Source organism: Roseateles sp. GW821-FHT09G09, assembly GCF_059415965.1.
Genome location: NZ_JBWKOG010000002.1, coordinates 112,085 through 128,041, shown reverse-complemented (window position 1 = coordinate 128,041; position 15,957 = coordinate 112,085). Strand labels below are relative to the sequence as shown.

Sequence of the window (15,957 nt, the reverse complement as noted above, 5' to 3'; positions counted from 1 at the left end):
ACTCATATGACTCTGGGAGAACAACAATGAAACCAGCAAGCGAGACGCGGGACATCCGCAGTCTGATCGAGTCCGTGCAAGCAGGGCAACCGGTCGAGTACGTGCTCTTCTGGGGGCATCAACCTCCCAAGGACCGTGGGGTGAGCGCCGCCTGCTTCAGCCAGTGGTACGACGCATCGTTCCAGGTTGGCAAGGAGACCTTCCGCACGGCGGAGCACTTCATGATGGCCGGCAAGGCCGAGCTCTTCGGCGACCAGGCGCTGCGCCAGCAGATCCTGGAGGCGAAGACGCCCGATCTGGGGAAGCAGCTCGGTCGCAAGGTGGCCGGCTTCGACGAGCGTCGATGGGCCGAGCACCGCTTCGACATCGTCGTCGCCGCCAACATGGGCAAGTTCGGCGGCAACGGCCCGCTGCGTCGATTCCTCTTGAGCACCGGCGAGCAGGTGCTGGTCGAGGCCAGCCCCGTCGATCCCGTCTGGGGCATCGGGCTGGCGGCGAATGATGCCGACGCCCGCAACCCTGCGCGCTGGAAGGGACTGAACCTGCTCGGCTTCGCGTTGATGGAAGTCCGGGCGCGACTGAAAGCAGCCAAGGATGCGGCCGATGAGTGCGCAAATTGAAAGCAATTTCATGACCTCCCCCACCCTCACCCTCTTCCGGCCGACCGGCCCACAAGAGCTGGCGCTCGTGGCGCAATCGGGCTACCGCCGGTGGCCACCACGTCTGCCGGATCAGCCGATCTTCTACCCCGTCACGAACGAGCAGTACGCCGTCGAGATCGCGCGCGACTGGAACGTGCCGGCCAGCGGCGAGGGCTTCGTCACCCGCTTCGAAGTCCGCAAGGACTTCATGGACCGCTATCCGGTCCAGCAGGTCGGCGGCGCCCATCACACCGAGTGGTGGGTACCGGCGGAGGAGCTGGAAGCGCTGAACGATCACATCGTCGGGACGATCGCGGTGCTGACGCGCTTCGATCAGGATGGCTCACATTCCGTCATTCAAACCGCCCCCTGAACCTCTAACATCCGACCCCGCCGTTGCAGTCGTACCCAGAAACATGGGGTTGCTGCGGTCACACAACGGCCATCAGAGGGAGGAACTCATCATGAAGCTCAAACGCATCGCGACGGCCACCGTCGCGTCCCTGGCGCTGGTCGCGTCGACGGCGCACGCCAACTACTCGTGCGGCGGCGCTGTGACCTACCTAGGCATTGACATGGGCGGCGATGTCACCGTCAGCGTCACCGGCACCCCCATCCACAAGATCTGCAACCTCAACGGCGGCGCTGGCCGAGCGTCTGCAGCCACTTGCAAATCCATCTACGCAACATTGCTGACGGCCCGCTCGACCAGCAAGAACGTCGCGATCTACTACGACGACAACGGCTACACCTGCAGCAGCCTGCCCGCCTGGGCGTTGGTGCCGTCGGTCTACTTCGTCCAAGGCCCGGAGAATTGAGCCCTCCGCGCGTCACGAGACGTGATCGATAGAATCCCACCCGTGACCCGCTGGCTCCGCATCCTCGTCCTGACGATCCTCGTCCCCGCGTACGGCATCGCCGCCGCCGGCGTGACGATGTTCGCCGCGGGCGTCGCGCATGCGCAGCATCTGCTGGTCGACGGGCAACCGGCCGATCCCGCGACCGTCGTCAGCGCCGCGGCGCAACCAGGCGCCGACGACGACCACGCCGCCGACATTGCTGCCCTGCTCTTCGAGCTCGGCGACACCTCGGACGACATGTCCGATCACTGCAAGCCCGACGCGCGTCCGCTGCGCATCGCGCCGCCGCAGGCGAGCCCGCTTCCCACGCCCCAGCTGCACGAGCCCCAGCGCTGCACGCAGCCGCTCCTGCGGCCGCCGCGCGTCTGACGCGACCCGTGTAGCCCGCTCCGAGGCGCCTCGCCGCCTCCACACCCCTGCCCTTCCCCTTCGGCACGCGCCGCGCCTTCCGCGCTCGCGTGCGTCTGCGCCGTCCCCGTCGCGCGCCTCGTCCTCGAGGTCCGGCGGGCCGGCGTTCCTTCCCCATCCATCATGGAAATCGCCTTACTCTTCTTCCTCATCCTGCTCAACGGCCTGTTCGCCATGTCCGAGATCGGACTGGTCACCGCGCGCCGAGCGCGCCTGCAGAAGCTCATCGACGACGGCGACAGCGCCGCCGCCGCCGCCGTCAAGCTGGGCGAGGACCCCACCCGCTTCCTGTCGACGATCCAGATCGGCATCACCTCGATCGGCGTGCTCAACGGCATCGTGGGCGAGGCCGCGCTGGCCGGGCCGCTCGCGCTGTGGATCACCTCCCACGGCGTGCCGGCCGAGTACGCCAGCGGCGCCGCGACCGGCCTGGTCGTCGTGCTGATCACCTACTTCTCGATCGTGCTCGGCGAGCTGGTGCCCAAGCGCCTGGGACAGTCCAACCCCGAGGCCGTCGCGCGCCTGGTCGCGCGCCCGATCGCGGCGCTCGCCGTGGCGACCAAGCCCTTCGTGCGGCTGCTGTCGGGCTCGACGAACGCGCTGCTGCGCCTGCTCGGCGTGAAGCAGTCGGCCGCCTTCAACGTCACCGAGGAAGAGATCCACGCCGTGCTCGCCGAAGGCACCAGCGCCGGCGTGATCGAGTCGCACGAGCACGCGATGGTGCGCAACGTCTTCCGCCTGGACGACCGCCAGATCGGCTCGCTGATGGTGTCCCGCCGCGACGTGGTCTGCCTGGACCTGAACGATCCGATGGAGACGACGCTCGCGCGCATCGAGGCCTCGGACCATGCGCTGTTCCCGGTCGTGCGCGGCGGGCTGCATGACATCGTCGGCGTCGTGAACGCGCGCCAGGTGCTGTCGGAAATGCTGCGACAGCGCCAGCCGCGCCTGGACCAGCACCTCGCCCCGCCGCTGTACGTGCCGGAGACGCTGACCGGCATGGAGCTGCTGGCCAACTTCCGACTGTCCGCCGTGCACATGGCCTTCGTCATCGACGAGTACGGCGAGGTGCAAGGCCTGGTCACGCTGCACGACCTGGTCGAGGCGATCACCGGCGAGTTCCAGCCGCGCGATCCCGCGTCCGCCTGGGCGGTGCAGCGCGAGGACGGCTCCTGGCTGCTCGACGGCCACATCCCGGTGCCGGAACTGAAGGACAGCCTGGGTCTCGACGAGGTGCCGGAGGAAGAGCGCGGCCGGTATCACACGCTGAGCGGGATGATGATGCTGCTCACCGGCCGCCTGCCGCGCGAGGCGGACACGGTCGAGTGGGAAGGCTGGCGCTTCGAGATCGTCGACATGGACGGCAAGACGATCGACAAGGTGCTGGCGTCGCGTGTCGTGGAGGTGCCCGATGTCGTGGCGTGACGGTGCGTGGCCCGTCGCGACCCTGCTCAAGACGGACAAGTGGACCTATGCGACGCAGGGGAGCCTGCTCGTCGATCTGCTGATCAGGGATTGCGCAGCAGGCGCCACCGCACGATCGCCTCGAACGACGGGAACTCCGCATGGCCCGCGTCGGTGGACAGCTTGAGGAGGTAGTACACCACCCCCTGCCCGTGCGTGACTTCCAGTTGGAGATCTCGAACACGCGGAGGCATGGGAGCGAAGAAGCCTTCGCGAGGCACGCCATCGCGATCGAGGAGGTCGCCCAGGATGGGCTGGATCGCGAACAGCTCGATCTCGATGCGCGCCTGCAGCGAGATCCGCTCCGCGGCACGTCGCAGGCCGAGCGCCGCCAGCAGGCGCTTCTTCCGGCCCGGCCAACTCGATCCGGCCAGCGTGCAGTCGATGGCGAGCCGGAAGTGATTACCCCGCTCGTCCTCGAACGGCCCCAGCGACCGCAGCCACCGATCCGGTTCGATCGGCGGCAGGCCCGCGAAGACGTCGTCGCTCATCGGCGGCCTACTTCGAGTAGCCCATGTCCTTGATGAACACGGCGCGTTGCTTGTCGCCGTTGAACGCGAAGAGCACCCGCTCCTGGTCGCCGTTCTCGCGCTCGACGACCATGGCCCAGCGGTCCAGCCGGTAACGGCCAACGAAGTCGCCGCCGTTGCGGCGCTGCCGCTGGGCGCCTCCCGCACCGGCACCGACCGCGCTGACCGACGAGGTCGTCGTGCTGCCGCCGCGCGAGTAGGTGTTGGTCGCCATGCCCGCGACGCCGTTCGCCGCGGCCATGCCGCCGGTGCCGAACACGGACTTGCCTGTCTGCTCGAAAGTGCCGTCCGATTCAAAATGGAAGCGGTTTTGCGAGCTGCCGCCGCCGAGGATTGAGTACCAGGAGTGCGTGAACGTGCCGTCGATCTTCTGTCCCACCGAGGCCGGCGTCGCGGGCGTGCCGCTGATCGTGCGCCAGTCCTTGTCGTCGTGGTCCTTGATCTGCCAGTCGCCGCCGCTGCGGCGCCACTGGAGGACGCGCTCCGGCTTGAAGCGGCGCGCCGCAGCCATGTCGAGCTCGTCCGGCGGCAGGTCGAGGTTGCGGTAGCCGGTGCCGTCCTTGAGCAGCAGATGCAGGTTCTCCACCAGGCTCTCGCCGCTGGGCTGGTACCAGGTCCAGAGCAGGAAGGCGATGTCGCGCTCCGCGACGCCCTTGCCCGGCGCCACGTGGATCGCGCGATCGGCGGCCGCGCGACGCTCCAGCGCGGCGGTGCGTTCGGCTTCCTCACGGCGCTTGCGCTCGTCGCCGGCCAGCGCCTTGAGCGCCGGCCACAGTTCGTTGGACTTCCCGGTGAGCGCTTTCAGGCCGCCGCCGAATTGCTGAAGCAAGGCCTCGTCCTGGGAGAACGCCAGCCTCAGCCATTCGACCTGGCCGTTGCGCGCCGGGCGCAGGTAGACCTGCGTCTCGACAGTCGCGCCGTTGACGGTCGCCACGCAGTTCTGGAGCACCACGCCAGCCTGCAGCATCTGCGGCGGCTTGCAGGTTGGCTGGCCGGTCGCGCCCAGCCCGCGCATCGGATCCTTGAGGCGCGCGAGTGCGGCCACGCCCTCGTCGCGCCCCACCTCCATCGGCGGCGCGACCCACAGCTGCATCACCTTGCCGGGCGGCAGGTCGGCGGGCTGCAACAGCAGACCGTCCTCGTGGACACGTTGTGTCCAGCCCGACGGCACGTCGAGGGCATGCGCCGGCGATGCGACGACGGCGAAGGTCGCGATCCACGCGCCGGCCAGCCAGCGGCGAAGGGTCGAGGAGCAAGGTCGGGCGACTTCCAGGCGCATGGGGCTCGTGCGGCAATGAGGAAGGCGCAGTGTCGCGGCCGAACGCGCCTGCGGGTCCCCCAAGGGCTAGGGAGTCCGTCCGAGTGACGCGGGTCCAGGTCTTGCCCCCCGGCTCGCGTTTCCAACCCACCAATGCAAAACGGACCCGAAGGTCCGCTTGCTCACCAGGATCCGGAGGGATCGCTCAGATCGAATACCCCAGCAGCATCGCCACGCCGGCTTCGCGGTTCGGGCGCTTGAAGCCGTCGCGCGTCAGGCGGTTCATCGGGATCGACAGCGCCGAGGTCTGGAACCACTTGTTGTAGAGCTGCTCGATCTCGCCGCTGCCGTAGACGCGGCTCAGCGCGCGGTCCACGGCCGCCGCCAGCTTGGCGTCGCCCTTGCGCATCATGATGCCGTAGGGCTCCACCGAGAAGGCCATCTGGCCCAGGCTCAGGCTGTCCAGCGCCTTGTCCTTGGACGCCAGGCCCAGCAACAGCGCATCGTCCTGCGCGAACGCGCGGGCCTTGCCCTCCCGCAGCGCCTTGAACGCGTCCGTGTTGTTGGGGTACTGGACCAGCTGCATCTTGGCCTCGCCGGAGTTGTTCAGCTGCGTGAACAGCTTCTCCGAGGTCGTGCCCTTGGCCAGCGCGATCGTCATGCCGTCCAGGTCCTTGATCGAGTCGACCTTGGCACCGCTCGGGATCAGCACGCGCATGCCCGCGACGAAGATCGTGTAGCTGAAGTCGACCTGCTCCTGACGCGCCTTGGTGTTGGTCGTCGAGCCGCACTCCAGGTCGATCTCGCCCTTCTGCAGCTTCGGGATCCGGTCGGCGCCGGAGACGACGACGTAGTTGACCTTCAGCTCGGGCAGCTTCAGTTCCTTCTTGATCTCGTCGACGGCCGCCAGGCACAGGTCGACCGAGTAGCCCTGACCCTGCTTCTGCTCGTTGACGAAGGAGAAGGGCCGCGAGGCCTCGCGCACGCCCAGCGTGATCGTCTTGGAATCCTTGATGCGGGCCATCGTGTCGACGGCCGGGCCGGCGGCGCGCGCCGACAGCGACGTCAGCGCCACGGCCGACAGGACGAATGCGCCGCTCAGGCGCCGGATCGCGGAGGACATGATCGAATTCCGGGTCGGTGAAAACCCTGAATTCTAGGGAGCGGATGTTCCGCACGTGTAAGCAATGCCCCCCGCTCGAGGGCCCACTCTAGACGGATCGACAAGAAGCTCGCGCCCTCCGTGACTTCCGTCACGGACCGCCAATCGAACTCAGCCGGCCTTGACCGGGGCGGGCACGCCCGCCGCGCGCCCGCCGCGCACGAGCTGGCGCATCAGCAGCGCCGCGACCAGCGTGGACGCGATGACGACGTAGCCCACGTACGGGAAGTCGTTCACGTGACCGTCCGGACCGATGTGCACGATGTGCCCCGCCACCAGCGAGGCCAGGCCCCCGGCCAGCTGCTGCAGCGCCGAGTTGATCGCGTTGAACGAGCCGCGCTGCTCCGGCGCCGGCACGCCCGCGAGCGTCACCTGGGCCGGGATCATGCGCGAGAAGATGCCCACGAACATCACCACGTTGACCACGATCAGCACCCACAGCGGCGACGTCCCCAGGTGCGTGTAGAACGCGACCGTCGCGATGGTGATGGCGCAGCCGGCGTAGAACACCGGCATCGCGCCGACGCGGTCGGACAGGCGGCCGATCAGCGGCGAGAACACCAGGGTGCAGATGCCGGTGATCAGGTAGATGATGGGCAGGTGGTCCAGCGGGATGCCGACGTTGTGCACGACGAAGGCGCTGGCGAAGGGCATCAGCATGAAGCCGCCCGTGGTCAGCAGCGCGGTCAGCGCGAAGGCCAGTTGCTGGCGCGGGATGCGCACCGTCTGCAGCAGGTGCCGCGCCGCGCTGTGCTGGCCGGTGCCCGCCGCGCCGAGGTGCGCGTTCACCGGTTGCAGCTTGAAGGCGATCACCAGCGCCGCGAGCAGCCCGAACAGCACGATCGCGATGAACGGCGCATGCCAGTCGAAGCGCGAGGCCAGGAAGATCGAGAACGGCAGCCCCAGCACCTGGCTGGCCGCGAAGCCGCCCTGCAGCAGGCCCATCACGCGGCCGCGCTGCGACGGCGGGAACAGGTCCGCGGTGATCGCCATGACGATGGAGCCGATGACGCCGCCGAACAGGCCGGTCACGATGCGCGCCGCCAGCAGCGAGGCGAAGCTCGTCGCCAGGCCGCACCACAGCGTGCCCAGCAGGAAGCCGCAGAAGAAGAACAACAGCAGCCGCTTGCGGTCGAAGCGGTCGGCGAATCCCGCCGTCAGGAGCCCGGCGATGCCGGCGCTGAAGGCATAGGCGGAGACGGCCAGGCCGAACTCGCCGGAGCTCATCCGCAGCGCCGGCATGATCATGACGCCCAGCGGCGACATGATCATGAAGTCCAGCACGACGGAGAACTGCAGCAGCGCCATCAGCCCGGCGGCCAGCTTCTGATAGGGCGTGAACGGCACGATCGCTGGGGGAGCGGCGGCAGCGGCGGCAGCCGGGGAGGATTTGTTTTCTGACATGGGGCGCGATTCTGCGCATGCCTCGTATCCGCAGCGTAAAGACATGGCTCCCATCGGGAGATTCCCCGAGGCCGGCGCTGCCGCCTCGCAACGTCACCGGAAAGAGGGGGTGAATCGCGCAGGCCCCCGGTCTAGACTGGCGGCAACGACGGCAGGTGGTCCCGCGCAACGACGCACCCAGTGCGCGCGCGGCGGTGGCCGGCGTGGGCCAGGGAGCGGGTCTTTTCGGGGCGGTCGATGCCGAGCCGGGACGCACTCCTGCGCATCATCGAGATCCACAGCCAGGTCGCCCAGCTCGGGCTAGACCTGGCGGGCGTGATGTCGCTGTCGGTCCACGGCACGCTGGAACTCGTCGACGCCGACGGCGCCGCGATCGAGCTGGCCGAGGGCGAGGACCTGGTGTATCGCGCCGTCGCCGGCGCCGCCAGCCACCAGCTCGGCGTGCGCGTGCGCCGCGACGGCAGCCTCTCCGGCACCTGCCTGCGCCAGGGCATCCCGCTGATCTGCGACGACGTCGACATCGACAGCCGCGTCGACCTCGAGGCCTGCCGGCGCGTGGGCCTGCGCTCGATGGTCGTGCTGCCGCTGGCGCACCAGGGCACGCCGGTCGGCGTGCTCAAGGCCTTCTCGTCGCGCGCGGGCAACTTCGGCAACCGCGAGGTGCAGGTGCTGTCGCTGATGTCCAAGGTGCTGGGCGCCGCGATGTACTGGGCGACCCGCTACGGCCGCGACGACCTCTTCCACCGGGCCACGCACGACGACATGACCGGCCTGGCCAACCGTTCGCTGTTCATGGACCGGCTGCGCCACGCCATCGCAGAGGTCGAGCGCGGCGATCCGCCGATCGCCGTCGTGCTGCTGGACATGGACGGCCTCAAGCACATCAACGACACGCTCGGCCACGCGGCCGGCGACGCCGCGCTGGTCGAGTTCAGCCGCCGGCTCGCCGGCACCACGCGCGAGTCGGACACGGTCGCGCGGCTGGGCGGCGACGAGTTCGCCCTCCTCCTGACCCATGCAGGATCGGCGACGACGCTGGAGGCGACGCTGGAGCGCATCCATGCGGCGGTGGAGGGGCCGTTCCCCTACCTGGATCGTGTGCTGCCGCTGCGGGCCAGCATGGGGGCGTCCCGCTGCCCGGAGGACTGGCGCGACGCGACCGCGCTGATGGAATGCGCCGACATGCGGATGTACGAGGCCAAGCGCACGCGGCAGGGCCGGGACCGCTCCGGGCCGATGCCGCTGGAGCCGTCCTGCTGAATCCACGCTTCCCATGTCGACCCGGCTGTTGATAATGGCCCGCGACAAAATCAAGCAGGGAGGAACCGATGACCGACATGGTGTTCGCCGACGAGCTGCCCGATCCCGCCGAGGACGCCCGCACGCGCACGCTCGATCCGTGGCTGGTGATGATCGTCGACGACGATCCGGCGGTGCATCAGGTGACCCAGCTGGTCATGGCGGACTTCGAGTTCGCAGGACGGAAGCTGCAGTTCCTCAATGCCTACAACGGCGCGGAAGCGCGCGACCTGCTGCGAGACCGCCAGGACATCGCGCTGATCCTGCTGGACGTGGTGATGGAGTCGGAACACGCGGGGCTGGACGTCGCCCGTTTCATCCGCGAGGAACTGCGCAACAACCACGTGCGCATCGTGCTGCGCACCGGGCAGCCGGGCCAGGCGCCCGAGGAACACGTCATCAAGACCTACGACATCAACGACTACAAGGAGAAGACCGAGCTGACCAAGCGCAAGCTGATCACGGTCTTCTACTCGGCGCTGCGCTCGTACCGCGACATCGTGATCCTGTCGCAGTCGCGCGCGGCGCTGCGGCGCTCGATCGACGCGATCACGCAGATCCACGACTCGAGCAACCTGCGCCACTTCGCGTCGGCGCTGCTGGAGCAGGTCGGGCACATGCTGGGTTACGAGGCCCGGGGGCTGTGCGCGAGCCGCATGTACGCCGCCTCCCACGCGCAAGGCCACCTGCAGGTGCTGGCCGCGACCTCGGAGTACCAGGGGCTGCTCGCCGACGCGCAGGTGTCGGACCTGCCCGCCGACGTGCGCGAGGCGCTGGACCGCGCGCTGGCGACCCGGCAGAGCAGCTTCGAGGACGGGCGCTTCATCGGCTACTACCGGACGCACTCGGGCAACGAGAGCCTGCTGTACATGGTGCTGTCGGATCCACTCGACGACGAAGGGCGGGAGATGCTCGACATCTTCTGCGCCAATGTCGCGATCGCGTATGAGGGGCTGCTGGAGCGGGATAGGAAGCGTCCGGTGGCGTGACCCACTGCGCGAGGCCTGGCGCGGGCTCTCCACGGGGCATGGGGCCTCGCGTCCGCGAACCCCAAGCCCCATTCCGGCCCCACCCGCGCTCGCTGTCCGCGCTTACTGCGAAGAGCGACTCGTATCATCGCGGCCGGTTCTGCCTCACGCGTCCATGCATCAAGTCCGCCTCTTCTTCGTCGCCCTGCAGTTCTTCACGCGCGTGCCGGTGCCGCGCTGGGTCGGGTTCGAACCCGCGTGGCTGCAGCAATGCGCGCGCTTCTTCCCGCTCGTCGGCGCGGTCGTCGGCGGCTTCTCGGCCCTGGTGCTGTGGGGCACGCTGCAGCTCTTTCCGGCCACGGTCGCCGTGGGGCTCGCGATGGCGGCCAGCGTCTGGCTGACCGGCGGCTTCCATGAGGATGGGCTGGCCGACAGCTGCGATGCGCTCGGCGGCGCGGTCTCGCGCGAGAAGGCGCTGACGATCATGAAGGACTCGCGCATCGGCAGCTACGGTGCGCTCGGGCTGATCCTGGTGCTGGGCCTGAAGGCCACGGTGCTGCTGGGCCTCGCGGACATCGACCCGACGCTCGCGATGCTGGCCCTGGTGTGGGCGCACGTCGCCTCGCGCGCGGCGCCGGTGTGGCTGCTGCACGCGCTGCCCTACGCCGGCGACGCCGAACACGCCAAGGCCAAGCCCCTGGCGATGCAGATCAGCGGGCCAGGTCTTGCCATCGCGCTGGCACTGGTGGTGCTCGCGACGCTCGCCGGCGCCTGGATCACGCCGGAGAACGTCCCGGAGATGCTGGCGGCGGTGGTGGTCTGCGCAGGGCTGACCTTCTACATGCAGTCGATGCTGGAACGGCGATTGAACGGCTACACCGGCGACACGCTCGGCGCCACGCAGCAGGTCGTAGAGCTGGGCGCGTTGCTGGCGTTCCTGGCGATGGCGCCGCTGTTCCCGGCGGATTGACCATGAGCGGCAGTGAGATCGCCGGCATCGTCGTCTGGCGGCATCCGCGGCCCGAAGGGGCGAAGGGTCTGTGCGTCGGCGCGCGCTGCGACCTGCCGGTGGAACGACGCCGCGCCAAGCGGCTCGCGCGGCGCATCCAGGCTCATGCGAGGCGACATCGGATGCCGCATGAGGTGTGGACGTCGCCGCTCCAGCGCTGTGCCGATGTCGGCCGGTGGCTGACGCGTTGGGGATGGCGGCATCGCATCGATGCGGCGCTCGCGGAGATCGACTTCGGCGCGTGGGACGGCCGGCCATGGACGGACATTCCGAAGAACGAGATCGACGCCTGGGTCGCGGACTTCGCGAGCTTCGCACCGGAGAGCGGCGAATCCCTGACGACGCTGCTCGAACGCGCCTCGACGTGGTCGGGCGGCGCGCTGGTCGTCAGTCACGGCGGGTGGATGCTGGCGAGGCGCTGGGCGCGGGAGCATCCCGACGCCCCGCCCCAGGCCGCCCAGTGGCCCACCCCGCCGGCCTACTCGGAGCGCTGGGCACTCTGAGTTCCGACGTCCGCCGCGGGCCCATTTTCAGCCTCATCCTCAGCTATCGAGACGTCTCTCCAACACGGCCACGAGGCCGGCTGCAAAGATGTCTCGGTAGCTGCCGACACGGCCTTCGGCGATGAGCTGGTCGGCGTCCTCGATCTCTGTGCCATCGATGACCGGCATGACGATCGCGCTGCCCCGCTGGTCGCGGCGCCATTGCAGCGCAGCGGCAAGATCGCCCGCGCATCCGCAATCGCGTTCGCAGCTCTTCGCCATCACCTGCGCCACCTCATGCCGCAGCGCGGTCACCTCGCAGCCGAGCGGCTTGGACAGACGGACCTTGTAGTCGTTGAACTTGCTAGGCTGCGCGTTGTGCAGGGGATCGAACAGCACGATCTGGAAGATGGCTTCTTCGTCGAAGAAGCCGATCAGACGCCCCTCCGCCTTGGATACCGCCAGTTGAATCAAGGAGAACTCGCGTCCAGGAGGATGATCCGCCTCCACGATCCAATCGATGTTCTCAGGCCCGAGGGGCGTGTTCCGGGCTGACCAATCGATGTCATGGATGCGGAGCGTTCCTTCTCGAACGCCTGCGTCGCGCATCACGTCCATCACCCGCAAGCCAGAGAGTTCTCCCAAGCGATAGAACATGGAGACCATCCAACGCTTGTCGATCTCCGCCGAATCAAAGCCGAAGAACTTGATCTCGCGGAAGAACTTCATTCCGAAGGACCACTTGGGATTGCCTGAGGATCGCGTCTGTCGCCCCTGCGGTGTCGGCCTCTCTGCGACTGGCGCAGGATCTGCAGCCCGCATCCGCGGCGGGTCAGACCTGCGCAGGTATACCTTGGGCTTCATGCTCCTGCTCCATTTGCGACTTGAAGAACTTCCGCATGCAGTCCTCGTCAAGCTCACGATCGCATTGATCAGCAAGAGGCAGGTGGCCTCGCGCCTTGAGCCAAGGCAACTCCTCACGGGACATCCGCATCAACTGGAACGTCGGGTAAATGGCGTACTCGTCGAGGATGCGATCGATGTGATTGCGTTCGACCTCGCTGAAGACATCGAACGAAAAACCTTCGCGTACGTCGCGAAGCTCGACGGCGCCGTACAGGGAACGATCCCAAGAGAAGCGATCAAACAGCGGCTTGCAGATGGGTCCGTGGATCCAAGCCTGGAACCGCTCCGGGAAGAGCGGGCGGTCGTGCACGACCAGATGCCAGCCCTGCACGTAGTAGAGCAGCTTGTGCAGCCGATGCACGCTGGGACGCTCGCCGGCCTCCCAGAGCTTCACGATCAAGTAGTCCGCCACATCATGGATGTCCGCCATCTCACCTTCCTTCCGATGAAGCGATCCCGGCCCGGCGATCGGCAACTGCACGACGCTCAGAAGGGTTCCGGAATCAGAAGGCGGTGATCTTGCGCCGTGGCGTTCGGCGCTTCAATTGCCCGTTCAAGTAGGCGAATGACTCAAGCTGTCTGCTGGGTCAGACGAACGTACTTCTGCATCAGCGTCTCGCGCGATTCGACGTGCTCAGGATTGACCGGAATGCAGGCCACCGGACACAACATCGCGCACTGCGGCTCGTCGAAATGCCCGACGCACTCCGTGCACTTGCTGGGCTCGATCTGGTAGTACTCCTCGCCCATCGAGATGGCGTGGTTGGGGCACTCCGGCTCGCAGACGTCGCAGTTGATGCACTCGTCGGTGATCATCAGGGCCATGGCTTACTGCTCCACGCGGTTCTTGGCGACGCGCTCCGCCAGGCGCTCCCGGACCAGCGGCGAGACGAACTTGGCGACCTCGCCGCCGAGGCTGGCAATCTCCCGCACGAAGGTCGAGGAGACGAACTGGTAATGGTCCGACGGCGGCAGGAAGACCGTCTCGACCTCGGGCATCAGCTGCCGGTTCATGCCGGCCATCTGGAACTCGTATTCGAAGTCCGACACCGCCCGCAAGCCGCGCACCACCACCTTGCCGCCGTTCGCGATCACGAAGTGGCTCAGCAGGCCGTCCAGGGCGACCACCTCGACATTCGGATAGGGCGCCACCAGTTGACGCGCCATGTCCAGCCGCTCGTCGATGCTGAACATCGTCTTCTTGTGATGGCCCGCCGCGACCGCCAGCACCAGGCGCTCGAACAGCCGGCTGGCGCGACGCACCAGATCCTCGTGGCCGAGGGTCATCGGGTCGAAGGTGCCGGGGTAGACGGCCGTCAGCAGGATCTGGGAGGTCATGGGCGCGGATTATCCGCCGCGGCGCAGCAGGCGGTAATGCACCGCCCCGGCCCGCCCTTCCTTCCACACGGACAAGCCCAGCGCCGCGGGCGCTTCGATCGCTTCCGGCGACTCCAGGTAGATCAGGCCGTTCTCGGCCAGCAACGGCGCGGCCGCGGCGAGCGCGTCGACGAAAAGACCGTCCGCGAACGGGGGGTCCAGGAAGATCAGGTCGAACGATCCCGGCGTTCCGCGACGCATCCAGGCGAGCGCATCGGCGTTGGCGATCGTCATCGGCACCGTGCCGTCCTTGTCCAGCCGCTTGAGGTTGGCGCGCAGCGCGTTCGCGAGCGTCGCATCGCGCTCCAGCAAGGTCACCGCGGTCGCGCCGCGCGACGCGGCCTCGAAGCCGAGCGCGCCGCTGCCGGCGAAGGCGTCCAGCACGCGCCAACCGCCCAGGTCTTGCCCCAGCCAGTTGAACAGCGTCTCCCGCACCCGGTCGGGCGTGGGTCGCAGGCCCACCACATACGGCACCGGCAGCTTGGACCGCTTCCAGACACCGCCGACGATGCGGACCTCGCCCGGCCCCGCGTCGCGCGGACGCGGCTTGACCGCGCCCTCGCCGACCGTCACGCGCGGACCGGGTCGGTTGGCGCGGCGCAGGCCGTCGATGTCGGGGGACTGATCACGCTCACGGCCTTCCCGGCCCTTGCCTCGCCCGCTGGAAGTGCTCATTGGCGGACCGGGATGCCCTGCGACGCCATCAGCGCCTTGGCCTCGCCGACGGTGTGATCGCCGTAATGGAAGATGCTCGCGGCCAGCACCGCGTCGGCGCCGCCCTTCGTGATGCCGTCGGCCAGGTCCTGCAGCGACCCCACGCCGCCCGAGGCGATCACCGGCACGCCCACCGCGTCCGACACCGCGCGCGTCAGCGCCAGGTCGAAACCGCTCTTCGTGCCGTCGCGGTCCATGCTGGTCAGCAGGATCTCGCCCGCGCCGAGTGCGGCCATGCGGCTCGCCCATTCGACCGCGTCCAGGCCGGTGTTCTTGCGGCCGCCATGCGTGTACACGTCCCAGCCGGTGCTGCCATCGGCGTTCTGCCGGCGCTTGGCATCGATCGCGACCACGATGCACTGCGCGCCGTACTTGTCGGAGGCGGCGCGGATCAGTTCCGGATCGGCCACCGCTGCCGAATTGAAGCTGACCTTGTCCGCCCCCGCGTTCAGCAGCCGGCGCACGTCGGCGACCGAGCGCACGCCGCCGCCGACCGTCAGCGGAATGAAGACCTGCGAGGCCACCCGTTCGATGATCGGCAGGATCAGGTCGCGGCCGTCGCTGGTCGCCGTGATGTCGAGGAAGGTCAGTTCGTCGGCGCCCTGCTCGTTGTAGCGGGCCGCGATCTCGACCGGATCACCGGCGTCGCGCAGCTCGACGAAATTGATGCCCTTGACGACGCGACCGCCGGTCACGTCCAGGCACGGGATGATCCGCTTGGCCAGCACCGGTCAGCCCCCGTTCAACTCGTCGGCGCGACGCTGCGCGCCGGCGAAGTCGAGGTCGCCGGTGTAGATCGCGCGGCCGCAGATCACACCGCTCACGCCTTCGGATTCGACCGCGCAGAGCGCGTCGATGTCGGCGATGTTGGACAGCCCGCCCGAGGCGATCACCGGGATGGTCAGCGCCTGCGCCAGCTTCACCGTCGCGTCGATGTTGATGCCGCTGAGCATGCCGTCGCGGCCGATGTCGGTGTAGATCACGCCCTCGATGCCGTAGTCCTCGAACTTCTTCGCCAGGTCGATGACCTCATGGCCGGTCAGCTTGCTCCAGCCGTCGGTGGCGACCTTGCCGTCCTTCGCGTCCAGGCCCACGATGATGTGGCCGCCGAAGGCCGAGGCCGCATCCTTCAGGAAACCGGGGTTCTTCACCGCCGCCGTCCCGATGATCACGTACGACAGGCCGTCGTCCAGGTAGCGCTCGATCGTGTCCAGGTCGCGGATGCCGCCGCCTAGTTGCACGGGGATGTCGTCGCCGACCTCGCGCAGGATGGCCTTGATCGCCGCCTCGTTGACCGGCTTGCCGGCGAAGGCGCCGTTCAGGTCCACGAGGTGCAGTCGCCGGGCGCCGGCGTCCACCCATCGGCGGGCCATCTCGGCGGGATCCTCGCCGAAGGTCGTGGAGTCGTTCATGTCGCCTTGCTTGAGGCGGACACATTTGCCGTCTTTCAGGTCGATCGCGGGAATCAGCAGCAT

At 68.2% G+C, this 15,957-nt stretch carries 20 protein-coding genes; 9 read left to right on the top strand and 11 right to left on the bottom strand.

The annotated features are described in order from the left end of the window. The first annotated feature begins 26 nt into the window (after window positions 1–26). The 5 genes from ybiA to AC07O8_RS05485 all read left to right on the top strand — a co-directional run bounded on the left by ybiA (window position 27) and on the right by AC07O8_RS05485 (window position 3,334). Window positions 27–620, top strand: a complete 594-nt coding sequence (ybiA, locus tag AC07O8_RS05505; RefSeq protein WP_495047087.1) for a riboflavin biosynthesis intermediates N-glycosidase — start codon at window positions 27–29, stop codon at window positions 618–620. Continuing rightward, window positions 604–1,014 carry a hypothetical protein gene (locus tag AC07O8_RS05500; protein ID WP_495047086.1) on the top strand — a complete coding sequence of 137 codons (411 nt, stop codon included), beginning with the start codon at window positions 604–606 and terminating at the stop codon, window positions 1,012–1,014. The genes ybiA and AC07O8_RS05500 overlap by 17 nt, the downstream gene beginning before the upstream one ends. 91 nt (window positions 1,015–1,105) lie before the next feature. After that, a complete protein-coding gene (locus AC07O8_RS05495; protein WP_495047085.1) occupies window positions 1,106–1,459 on the top strand; it encodes a hypothetical protein in 354 nt (117 codons plus the stop codon). A 42-nt stretch (window positions 1,460–1,501) separates the two neighbouring features. Then, a complete protein-coding gene (locus AC07O8_RS05490) occupies window positions 1,502–1,870 on the top strand; it encodes a hypothetical protein (protein ID WP_495047084.1) in 369 nt (122 codons plus the stop codon). A 162-nt stretch (window positions 1,871–2,032) separates the two neighbouring features. Then, window positions 2,033–3,334, top strand: a complete 1,302-nt coding sequence (locus tag AC07O8_RS05485; RefSeq protein WP_495047083.1) for a hemolysin family protein — start codon at window positions 2,033–2,035, stop codon at window positions 3,332–3,334. Window positions 3,335–3,417: 83 nt separating this feature from the next. On the opposite strand, the gene AC07O8_RS05480 is transcribed toward AC07O8_RS05485, so the two are convergent. The 4 genes from AC07O8_RS05480 to AC07O8_RS05465 form a co-directional block, all read right to left on the bottom strand. Further along, entirely contained in the window at window positions 3,418–3,864 is a 447-nt protein-coding gene (locus AC07O8_RS05480) for a hypothetical protein (RefSeq protein WP_495047082.1), read from the bottom strand. A gap of 7 nt (window positions 3,865–3,871) precedes the next feature. Next, window positions 3,872–5,182 carry a hypothetical protein gene (locus tag AC07O8_RS05475; RefSeq protein ID WP_495047081.1) on the bottom strand — a complete coding sequence of 437 codons (1,311 nt, stop codon included), beginning with the start codon at window positions 5,180–5,182 and terminating at the stop codon, window positions 3,872–3,874. Window positions 5,183–5,366: 184 nt separating this feature from the next. Beyond that, window positions 5,367–6,284, bottom strand: a complete 918-nt coding sequence (locus AC07O8_RS05470) for an amino acid ABC transporter substrate-binding protein (protein ID WP_495047080.1) — start codon at window positions 6,282–6,284, stop codon at window positions 5,367–5,369. 150 nt (window positions 6,285–6,434) lie between these two features. Then, the gene (locus tag AC07O8_RS05465) at window positions 6,435–7,727 is read right to left on the bottom strand and encodes an MFS transporter (protein ID WP_495047079.1); all 1,293 of its coding nucleotides are present in this window, start codon (window positions 7,725–7,727) and stop codon (window positions 6,435–6,437) included. A 237-nt stretch (window positions 7,728–7,964) separates the two neighbouring features. Here AC07O8_RS05465 and AC07O8_RS05460 point away from each other — a divergent pair, with 237 nt between their 5' ends. The 4 genes from AC07O8_RS05460 to AC07O8_RS05445 all read left to right on the top strand — a co-directional run bounded on the left by AC07O8_RS05460 (window position 7,965) and on the right by AC07O8_RS05445 (window position 11,506). Continuing rightward, a complete protein-coding gene (locus AC07O8_RS05460; RefSeq protein WP_495047078.1) occupies window positions 7,965–8,987 on the top strand; it encodes a diguanylate cyclase domain-containing protein in 1,023 nt (340 codons plus the stop codon). A gap of 68 nt (window positions 8,988–9,055) precedes the next feature. Further along, window positions 9,056–10,015 (top strand): DUF3369 domain-containing protein, encoded by a 960-nt coding sequence (locus tag AC07O8_RS05455; protein WP_495047077.1) that lies wholly within the window; start codon window positions 9,056–9,058, stop codon window positions 10,013–10,015. 154 nt (window positions 10,016–10,169) lie between these two features. Next, entirely contained in the window at window positions 10,170–10,964 is a 795-nt protein-coding gene (locus tag AC07O8_RS05450) for an adenosylcobinamide-GDP ribazoletransferase (protein ID WP_495047076.1), read from the top strand. 2 nt (window positions 10,965–10,966) lie between these two features. Then, window positions 10,967–11,506 (top strand): histidine phosphatase family protein, encoded by a 540-nt coding sequence (locus AC07O8_RS05445; protein WP_495047075.1) that lies wholly within the window; start codon window positions 10,967–10,969, stop codon window positions 11,504–11,506. Between the two features lie 39 nt (window positions 11,507–11,545). On the opposite strand, the gene AC07O8_RS05440 is transcribed toward AC07O8_RS05445, so the two are convergent. The 7 genes from AC07O8_RS05440 to hisA all read right to left on the bottom strand — a co-directional run bounded on the left by AC07O8_RS05440 (window position 11,546) and on the right by hisA (window position 15,957). Beyond that, window positions 11,546–12,214, bottom strand: a complete 669-nt coding sequence (locus AC07O8_RS05440; protein ID WP_495047074.1) for a hypothetical protein — start codon at window positions 12,212–12,214, stop codon at window positions 11,546–11,548. Between the two features lie 103 nt (window positions 12,215–12,317). Beyond that, window positions 12,318–12,872 (bottom strand): Panacea domain-containing protein, encoded by a 555-nt coding sequence (locus AC07O8_RS05435; protein ID WP_495047073.1) that lies wholly within the window; start codon window positions 12,870–12,872, stop codon window positions 12,318–12,320. 89 nt (window positions 12,873–12,961) lie between these two features. Further along, window positions 12,962–13,216 (bottom strand): YfhL family 4Fe-4S dicluster ferredoxin, encoded by a 255-nt coding sequence (locus tag AC07O8_RS05430; RefSeq protein ID WP_495047072.1) that lies wholly within the window; start codon window positions 13,214–13,216, stop codon window positions 12,962–12,964. A gap of 3 nt (window positions 13,217–13,219) precedes the next feature. After that, window positions 13,220–13,729 carry a pantetheine-phosphate adenylyltransferase gene (gene coaD / locus AC07O8_RS05425; RefSeq protein ID WP_495047071.1) on the bottom strand — a complete coding sequence of 170 codons (510 nt, stop codon included), beginning with the start codon at window positions 13,727–13,729 and terminating at the stop codon, window positions 13,220–13,222. A 9-nt stretch (window positions 13,730–13,738) separates the two neighbouring features. Further along, entirely contained in the window at window positions 13,739–14,443 is a 705-nt protein-coding gene (gene rsmD / locus AC07O8_RS05420) for a 16S rRNA (guanine(966)-N(2))-methyltransferase RsmD (protein ID WP_495047070.1), read from the bottom strand. Then, a complete protein-coding gene (gene hisF / locus AC07O8_RS05415) occupies window positions 14,440–15,210 on the bottom strand; it encodes an imidazole glycerol phosphate synthase subunit HisF (protein WP_495047069.1) in 771 nt (256 codons plus the stop codon). The genes rsmD and hisF overlap by 4 nt, the downstream gene beginning before the upstream one ends. Before the next feature lie 3 nt (window positions 15,211–15,213). Next, window positions 15,214–15,957 (bottom strand): 1-(5-phosphoribosyl)-5-[(5-phosphoribosylamino)methylideneamino]imidazole-4-carboxamide isomerase, encoded by a 744-nt coding sequence (gene hisA, locus AC07O8_RS05410; protein WP_495047068.1) that lies wholly within the window; start codon window positions 15,955–15,957, stop codon window positions 15,214–15,216.